The sequence below is a fragment of the Nostoc sp. NZL genome, assembly GCF_015714705.1.
Classification (GTDB): Bacteria; Cyanobacteriota; Cyanobacteriia; order Cyanobacteriales; family Nostocaceae; genus Nostoc; species Nostoc foliaceum_A.
Genome location: NZ_WBKL01000082.1, coordinates 54,707 through 63,885, shown reverse-complemented (window position 1 = coordinate 63,885; position 9,179 = coordinate 54,707). Strand labels below are relative to the sequence as shown.

Sequence of the window (9,179 nt, the reverse complement as noted above, 5' to 3'; positions counted from 1 at the left end):
TGAGGCTCGACGTTGACCTTCTGAGGCTCGACGTTGACCTTCTGAGGCTCGACGTTGACCTTCTGAGGCTCGACGTTGACCTTCTGAGGCTCGACGTTGACCTTCTGAGGCTCAACTTTGACCTTCTGAGGCTCAACTTTGACCTTCTGAGGCTCGACGTTGACCTTCTGAGGCTCGACGTTGACCTTCTGAGGCTCGACGTTGACCTTCTGAGGCTCGACGTTGACCTTCTGAGGCTCGACGTTGACCTTCTGAGGCTCGACGTTGACCTTCTGAGGCTCAACTTTGACCTTCTGAGGCTCAACTTTGACCTTCTGAGGCTCAACTAACAAATATATCTAACCATTCCTGAATTTACAGGGGTAAGCGTGTAGTAAAATTTGCTCACCTCTGTAAGGTGGAACATGGCTTTAGACTTCTCCGGTCAAAATCTTCGAGGACGCAACTTCAAAGGTAGACAAGACCTTGTGGGTGCAAACTTTAGCGATGCCCACATCCAAGGGGCAAACTTTAACGGTGCTAATTTAACAGGTGCAACCTTCGCCGTAGCCTTTGCCATACTAGGAGCAGCAGGAGCCGAAAACGTAGTTAGAGCATTGATACTTGCCCCAGCGGGAATACAATTCGGAGACTTTGCCGTAGCCAGAGCCGTAGTCGTAGCTGGAACCTTCGCCGGAGTCTTCACTGGAGTAGGAGCCTTCGCCATAGCCGGAGTAGGAGTTGGAGTTCTGGTTGGAAACTTCGTCGTAGTCAAAGCCGGAGCCGAAGCCGTAGCCGGAGCCATAGCTGTAATCGCAGCGTTATTTAGTATCTATATCAGCTGGCAAGCCATGAAGGAAGATCAACAGCACCCCAAGGTTCGTAATCTCGCGATCGCCTTTGCTGCAACAGGAGGTACAAGCTTTCGTGGCGCTAACTTAACCAGTGCTAATTTCACCCAAGCTACGCTCAAAAGTACAGATTTCCGCAACACTATCCTTATCTGTAGCTGTTGGCATCAAGTCAAAATGCTTGACCGTGTTCGTCCTGGTTTAACTTATCTTCAAAACTCACAAGTACGTCAACTGCTAGTTACAGGACAGGGACATGACAAAAACTTTGACCGTCAAAACCTGCGAGGTATCAACTTACAAAAAGTTAACCTAGCAGATGCCAGCTTTATAGGCGCTGACCTCAGTGAAGCCAATTTGCAAGATGCCGATTTGTCAAGAGCAAAGCTGAAGCAAACGCAACTAGACGGTACAGATTTAACAGGTGCAACTCTCACACGTGCGTGCATCGAAAATTGGGGCATTACAAATACAACTAAATTGCATGGGGTGAGGTGTGAGGAAGTTTTCATGCGCTTAGCCACAAACAAAGATCCTGACCCCCTCCGCAAACCTGATAATAATCAAGAGGTATTTGCAGACGGTGACTTTGCCAAATTTATTCAGCCAATTTTTGATACCCTCGATCTTTACCACAATCAAGGCGTTGACCCCCGCGCTGTGGCGATCGCCTTCAAAAACCTTGCCGAAAATCATCCAGAAGCCGAGTTAGAAATCGTGGCAATGGAGAAACGCGGCGATGATAAAATCTTGCTCAGAGCCAAAACCGCCGCAGGTAGCGATAAATCTCAACTAAGTGCAGAATATTTTGATGATTATAATCAACTCAAAGCTTTATCGCAGAGTCAGCAATCAGTGCTGTTAGAAAAAGATAAGCGCATTATTAGTTTAGAAAATATGGTAGATACTGCTCTCAAGCAGCCGAAATTTTATACTCAAGGAAATACCAACATGTCTGATATCAGTGGCATCAACATTCAAGGTAGCAGTAATGTTAGCGGTATCGCTGGCAATAATTCTATTGCTAATCTAGGAACCATCAGCGGTAACGTGAGTATTGCCCTCAATCAGTTACCTGATGCAACCGATGCCGAGAAACCAGGAATCAAAGAATTATTGTCGCAGTTGCAAGATGCAATTATACAATCCACATATTTGTCAGAAGAAGAGAAAACCGAAGCGCTAGAACAGGTGAACAGTTTGGCAGAAGCGGGTAAAAATCCTCAAGAATCCACCAAGCAGAAGACGGCAAAAACAGCAATCACTATGTTGAAAGGGATATTTACAGGCTTACCTGCTGTTGCTTCTCTGGTAGAAGCGGGTAATAAATTATTGCCTGCGATCGCAAAACTATTCGGTTTGGGATAAGGGCGTTGTTCCAGCAAAGATACGATCAATACTAGTAACTCTGCTGGAATTAAACGCTATGTCTTTAACTGAAGAAATTCTGTCCCAATTACCCGGTGATGTTTTAGGAGGATTACGCCAAGGCGATCGCATCCTCACATCTCTGCGAGAAAACTCTGCACCAGTACCAACGTTAGTTAAAGAAAGTCAACAGCCTTTGGGTGTTGTAGACTTCGATGTGCTTATCTGCGGTGGCACCTTGGGCATTTTAATTGGTTGCGCCTTAGCGGTGAAGGGACTGAGGGTGGCGTTGATGGAACGGGGTATTTTGCGGGGGAGGGAACAAGAGTGGAATATTTCTCGCAAAGAATTAGATGTGTTTGTGGAATTGAACTTGCTGACTGAGGAAGAATTAGCAAGTGCGATCGCAACTCAATATAACCCAGCGCGAGTTAGTTTTGCTGGCGGTACAGAAGTTTGGGTAGAGGATGTTTTGAATATTGGCGTAGATCCAGTTTATCTACTAGCTACCTTGAAAACCCGATTTCTCGGCGCAGGTGGAAAGTTGTTAGAAAACACACCCTTTACCGAAGCGGTGGTTCATTCAGATGGGGTGATGGTAAATAACCAATTCAAAACTCGGTTGTTAATCGATGCGATGGGGCATCTTTCACCCATCACCCAACAAGCACGCCAAGGCAGAAAACCAGACGCACTGTGCTTAGTTGTGGGAAGTTGTGCCCAAGGTTTTGCGGAAAACAACTCAGGCGACTTGTTATTATCATTTACATCTTTGCAGAATCAATGTCAGTACTTCTGGGAAGCTTTCCCAGCCAGGGATGGCAGAACCACTTACTTGTTTACTTACATGGATGCACATCCCCAACGCTTGAGTTTAGAAGCTCTATTTGAGGAATATCTGCAACTTTTACCAGAATATCAGGGAGTGGAATTGAGCAAACTCAAATTTCAACGAGCACTATTTGGTTTCTTTCCCACCTATCGCCAAAGTCCGCTAAAAACCCCGTGGAATCGCATTTTACCAGCCGGAGATAGCAGTGGTAGTCAATCTCCCTTGAGTTTTGGTGGTTTTGGGGCAATGGTGCGTCACCTGAAGCGTTTAACTTATGGCATTTCCGAAGCGCTGGAAACAGAACAATTATCTGCAAAAGCTTTAGCACTGCTGCAACCCTATCAGCCAAGTTTGACTGTTACCTGGTTATTTCAAAGGGCGATGAGTGTTGGTATAAATCAGAAAATTGCCCCAGATCAAATTAACCAATTACTCTCGGCAGTATTTCAGGAAATGCAACAGTTGGGTACACCAGTGCTAAAACCATTTTTACAAGATATAGTGCAGTTTTCGGCACTAACGCAAACACTGTTAAAAACTGGTTTATCTCATCCTGGAATAGTTGCAAAGATCATTCCACAAGTAGGTTTAGCAAGTTTGTTAGATTGGATGGTGCATTACAGTAATTTAGGTGTATATACTGCCTTGCTTTCGCTAAGTCCAATGCTAGAAACATGGATTAAGAATCAACCAAAAGAACAACAATATTATTGGCATCGGTTGATTGATGCCTGGAAGTATGGTTCTGGCGGTGATTACTCAGATGAAACTTAGAATTTTATCGGTGTGAGGATAACATGATTGAACGGAAATCATTAGGAATCAAATACTTTGCAGTGTTGATTGGATTCCTGCGCGATCGCCAAGGATTTCTAGAGGAAATTCGCCAAGGTACAAGATTACCAAATAAAATCATTTCGCTGCTGGTTTGCAGTTCCTTATTTATCGCTGCTTATGGCGGAATAATTGGTGCATACCATAGCTGGATGCAAGCTTTATCTTCTGCCATTAAACTCCCAGCCCTTTATTTAATTACACTTTTGATTTGTATCCCGACGTTGTTCTTTGCGAATATTATTTTTGGTTCCAAACGGACTTTTGCACAGCATTTAGCATTAGTATTAACTGCGGTTTCAGTCACCAGTGTACTTTTATTTAGCTTTGCTCCAATCACACTGTTTTTCTTAATTACCACCAACAATTACCAATTTTTAATTCTGTTAAATGTCTTTATCTTTGCCATAACTGGATTTATTGGAGTTTCGTCTTTATATCAAGCCACGAGTTTAGTTTTAGAACAAGATGATGAAGGTAGCAAGACACGCCAGAAAATTTTGCAATTTTGGCTATTTCTTTATGCATTTGTAGGCAGTCAGTTAGGATGGACTCTCAGACCGTTTTTCGGCACACCTGGTTCTGTCTTTGAGCTATTCCGCGAAAGAGAAGGTAATTTCTATTTAAGCGTCATTAAATCTCTTAGCTATCTCTTTGGATTTCGTTAATTAGTCATTATTAATTACCCAAAATATACAAAATATAAAATTATGCTGAAAAAGCAAAATCGCGGAATTCAACATTTTGATGTTTTAGTTAATTTACTGCGCGATCGCCAATCATTCTTAGAAGAGATTCGTCTGGGAATAAGATTACAAAATAAAATCAGTTCTCTGTTCGTAACTAGTTCGATTTTCTTTGCCATTTATGGCGCAATTATCGGTGCCTCTAACAGTTGGGCACAGGCTTTATCTGGTGCTATTAAACTTCCAGCATTTTATTTATTAACACTGATTATTTGTTTTCCCACTTTGTTCTTTTTTAATGTTTTGTTTGGTTCTCGAAGCAGTATTCAACAGCATTTCGTTGTGTTGCTCACATCTGTATCGGTGATTAGTGTGCTTTTATTTAGCTTGGCACCAGTGACGTTATTTTTTCTAATCACTACACCCGATTCTTATCAATTTTTTAAACTGTTAAATGTGTTAATTTTTGGCATTACAGGCATCTTTGGCGTTAAATTCCTGTATGAAGGGATGCAATTGCTTTCTCAACAAGATGAAGTTGGCAAAAAAACCCGCACGACTATTTTAAGATCCTGGTTATTGCTTTATGCCTTTGTTGGGATGCAGTTAGGATGGTTTCTCAGACCGTTTTTTGGTGCCCCTGACTCTAAATTTGAATTATTTCGGGCAGTGAAAGGCAACTTCTATTTGGATATTGTAGCGGCGATTTCTGAAATTTTAGGTTTGCGTTAATTAGTCTTGTTCCCATTCTCTGACTGGGAATGCGCTTCATTGAGGCTCCCGCCTCTCTTACTCGCGGCAGAGCCGCATTGAGAAGCATTTCCAGCCTTTGGCTGGAAACGAGGTTTGAAAACCATAGAGTAGGGGCGCACAGATGCGATCCTCTAATTTTCTAGACTCCAGCCCAACGCTACGGCTACTTCATTAGCTAATTCTAGAGGATTGAATGGTTTAGCGATCGCACTGATCATTCCCATCTGGGTATAGCGACGGCGATCGGAAGCCTGAATTTTGGCAGTTAACAAAATTACCGGTATTGCTTTAGTTAACGGATTGGCTTGTAACTTTTCAAAGGTAGCGATACCATCCATCTCTGGCATCATCACATCTAGTAAAATCGCATCTGGTTGGTAAGTCTCGGCTTTTATTATGCCTTCTTTACCAGAACTCGCTGTCTCAACTTTCCAGCCTGCAACTGTTTCCAAGCAAATCTTGGCAACTTCTTGAATATACTGCTCGTTATCAACCACTAGAATTTGCTTTGTTGTCATCACTGCTATCCTTTTGTTGGTTCAGGGTAATTCGCTGAAGTAACTCCATCACGCGTTGTTCAAATTCTTCGGTAGTCACACGCCCTTTGGTCAAAAATTCTGGTTCTGGACTTAGTTGGCTATTTGTGCTTTGCTCGTAACGACTATAAATTACAGGAACATTGGAAGAGTCTTCTAAATCAGGATTTTGGACAGTGCCAAACAACGGTAGAGTGACGTAAAAAGTGCTACCTTCACCCAATACACTTTCAGCCCAAATGCGCCCGCCGTGCTGTTGCATAATGCTCTTACAAATTGCTAAACCTAAACCAGTACCATCATGGTTGCGTGAATCTGAGGAGTCAACTTGTTGAAAGCGCTCAAAGATACTCTCAAGTTTGTCAGTTGGGATACCGCGTCCAGTATCTTTGACTGTCAACACCACTTCATCACCTTGTTGTTGCGCCCCCAACCAAACCGTAGAACCAGCAGACGAAAATTTAATGGCGTTACTCAGTAGATTGGTCAAGGTTTGGACAATGCGATCGCAATCTGCCAATACTTGACCGGATAGGGCAGAAATGGATAGCGTCACTCCGGCTTTGTCGGCCAGAGGCTGCATGACGTTTACTGCTTGAGTGATCAGATCAACGATATCGCAGATTTCTGGCTCCATCTTCGCTTTACCTGACTCGATCCGCTCAATGTCTAGAATGTCGTTGATTAAGCGTACTAGGCGTTCGGTGCTATCAGTAGCAATTTGCAGCAGGCGTTTTCCCTGGTCTGAGTCTGTCGGTAGTAAACCACTGGCTAGCATTCCTAGAGACCCGTAAATCGAAGTTAAAGGGGTGCGGAGTTCATGACTAACAACAGAGACAAACTCATCTTTCATGCGTTCGATTTGCTTGCGCTCTGTGACATCTCGCAAGATAACTGTATAAAATATCTCCTTACCCATATCGATTTTAGAGATGGAAGCCTCCGCTGGAAATTCAGTCCCATCCTTGCGGCGACCATAGATTTCCCGTCGTTCTCCCATCCTGCGGGCAATATTGGGAGATTGGCCAAAGTCAACCACATGTTGACGATGCGCTTGAAAAAAGCGCTGCGGTAAGAGTAAATCAAGACCTTGGCCAATCACTTCCTGGGCAGAGTAGCCGAAAATCTTCTCTGCTCCTTGATTAAACAAAGTGATGCGTTGGAACCCGTTGATGGAAATAATTGCATCATCAGCAATATCTAAAATCCGGGCAAATCGGGCTTGAGAGAAGCGTAATTCTTCCTGTGTCCGCTGACGTTCATCAAGTTGTGACTGCAACTGTTGATTCACGGTAATTAACTCGGCGGTGCGCTCTGCTACTCTCAATTCCAGTTCGTTGATGGCTTGGTCATTAAGGGATGAGGGAGAAGTTTCTCTCTTTGTTCTCCTGCCCACCTGCGCCACGCGTTGCCGCAATTTTAACCGTTCTAAGCGATTGACAATCCGGGTAACTAATTCTGGCCCCACAATTGGCTTGCTTACAAAGTCATCAGCACCAATGCTAAACACCTGATTTACCATCTCGGCATCGCTATGCACAGTGAGGAATAAGATGGGTAACTCACTCCAGTGCGGATCGTTGCGTACCAATCGGCAAAGTTCTATACCATTTGTATAGGGTAATTCCACATCCAGAATCAGCATATCTGGCGCAACTGCTTCTAAAGTTCCCCAGAACTGAAGTGGATCTTCAAGAGCGATCGCTTTAAGTCCCCAAGGACTAAGTAAGGTTTGCAACAATGCCTGAATTTGCGGATCATCATCCACAACCAATATTTTAGTTTCTGCATGGGGCTGATTTTGCAGCGGTTGCGTCACTGTTTTTAATACCTGTGGGGTTGGTGATGCAGATATTGCCGCTACGTCGTTTCCGTGAATTTCCCGACGCAATAACTTTACCCAACTTTCGAGGTTGCTGATCTCAGATTTACTCAAGGTTTGATCAAAACTCAGTAGCAGTTCAATATTGCGTGCCAATTTTGAGCCAAGAGGCAAGCCAAAAGTACCTAAAGATCCTGCCAAAGTATGCGCCTCTTTGGCTGCAAGCGATCGCAATTCGGGATTTAAACTATTTTGATTTAAAGCTGCGATCGCTTGCTCTAGCACTCTTACCTGCTCGTCTACTCGCCCTTGAAATCGTTGCCAAATTTCCGCAACTGCCATTAGCGCTTGCTGCTGTGATTTGAGATTTAGGACTGGGGACTTTGCATGAGCTAATTCCCTTCTGCTCTCCTGCTCCTCTGTTCCCCTGCCACTCTGCTCCCCTTCTTCAAGCGTTTTCAAACGATAGCCGATACCATAAACTGTTTCAACCAAATCACTGGGCGCTCCTACAGCTTTGAGTTTGTGTCGTAACCCTTTAATATGAGTGCGAACAGCTTCTTCTTGTGGAGTATCTTCATAAGACCAAAGATGTTCTAAAATCATGTCGCAGCTAAACACGCGGCGACTATTTCGTAAGAATAGTTCTAACAGAGCAAACTCTTTTGGGGTAAGTGGCAACAGATTGCCAGCATAATTCACTTCACAGCTACTAGGGTCTAGCCGCAACTTACCATACTCCAGCACAGGTTGCGAGGTTACACCTTTGCGACGTAACAGCGCTCTAATCCGAGCAATTAACTCCTCTTGATCAAAGGGTTTAACTACATAGTCATCTGCGCCTGCATCTAATCCGATCGCTTTCTCATGACTACTATCACGCCCTGTCAATAACAATATTGGCATTTGCAGACCACTAGACCGGATTTTATGACAAAGACTAATGCCATCCAGCTTGGGCAATACTACATCTAAGAGGATTAAATCATAATCGTAAGTTTGAATAAAATCCCAAGCCGCCTCACCATCAGTGGCAACTTCAACCGCATAGTTTTGGTTAGTCAAAACGGCGGTGAGTGCATAGGCATTTAACTCGTCATCTTCTACAACTAAAATTTTCATGTTAAAAGCTTTCCGAATATGGATGCAACAGATAACAAGCAATAAGCTGAAATTGCAAAATAAATTAATATTTATGCTAAATTTGAAAGCATCTTCTAAAAGGTTTATATTTTGGGTTTATACTCATTAATCAATATCAATAATATCAATATTGATAAATTTTTGATTAGATTTTTATAGCTGCCTGCTTAGAAGCCATAGGGGCACGGCACTGCCGTGCCCCTACACCTGGCGATATAATGTTGTACCGCATCTGAGTGGGAACCGCTATACCTTACTTCCAGGTTCTCTTAGTACAGCACGACGTTAATCTACCTACCATCTAAATTAACCAGACAAGGTGCTTAAGCAACTGGTTAAAGGTAAGCAAACTTTCGCCATAGTTTACTAGTGTAA

General features: G+C 43.4%; 7 protein-coding genes. 5 read left to right on the top strand and 2 right to left on the bottom strand.

The genetic code is table 11. The annotated features are described in order from the left end of the window. The 5 genes from F8R90_RS12255 to F8R90_RS12235 all read left to right on the top strand — a co-directional run. A partial coding sequence (locus tag F8R90_RS12255; RefSeq protein ID WP_196510959.1) for a hypothetical protein occupies positions 1-329 on the top strand: 329 nt, incomplete at its 5' end. Between the two features lie 75 nt (positions 330-404). Then, positions 405-2,198 (top strand): pentapeptide repeat-containing protein, encoded by a 1,794-nt coding sequence (locus F8R90_RS12250; RefSeq protein WP_196510958.1) that lies wholly within the window; start codon positions 405-407, stop codon positions 2,196-2,198. 58 nt (positions 2,199-2,256) lie between these two features. After that, positions 2,257-3,804, top strand: a complete 1,548-nt coding sequence (locus tag F8R90_RS12245) for an FAD-binding oxidoreductase (RefSeq protein ID WP_196510957.1) — start codon at positions 2,257-2,259, stop codon at positions 3,802-3,804. Positions 3,805-3,827: 23 nt separating this feature from the next. After that, on the top strand, positions 3,828-4,532 hold the full coding sequence (locus F8R90_RS12240) for an actin-binding WH2 domain-containing protein (protein ID WP_190893751.1): 705 nt from the start codon (positions 3,828-3,830) through the stop codon (positions 4,530-4,532). Positions 4,533-4,574: 42 nt separating this feature from the next. Then, on the top strand, positions 4,575-5,282 hold the full coding sequence (locus F8R90_RS12235) for an actin-binding WH2 domain-containing protein (protein WP_196510956.1): 708 nt from the start codon (positions 4,575-4,577) through the stop codon (positions 5,280-5,282). 152 nt (positions 5,283-5,434) lie between these two features. On the opposite strand, the gene F8R90_RS12230 is transcribed toward F8R90_RS12235, so the two are convergent. After that, positions 5,435-5,821, bottom strand: a complete 387-nt coding sequence (locus F8R90_RS12230; RefSeq protein ID WP_196510955.1) for a response regulator — start codon at positions 5,819-5,821, stop codon at positions 5,435-5,437. Continuing rightward, positions 5,793-8,783 carry a response regulator gene (locus F8R90_RS12225; protein WP_196510954.1) on the bottom strand — a complete coding sequence of 997 codons (2,991 nt, stop codon included), beginning with the start codon at positions 8,781-8,783 and terminating at the stop codon, positions 5,793-5,795. The genes F8R90_RS12230 and F8R90_RS12225 overlap by 29 nt, the downstream gene beginning before the upstream one ends. Between the last annotated feature and the right edge of the window lie 396 nt (positions 8,784-9,179).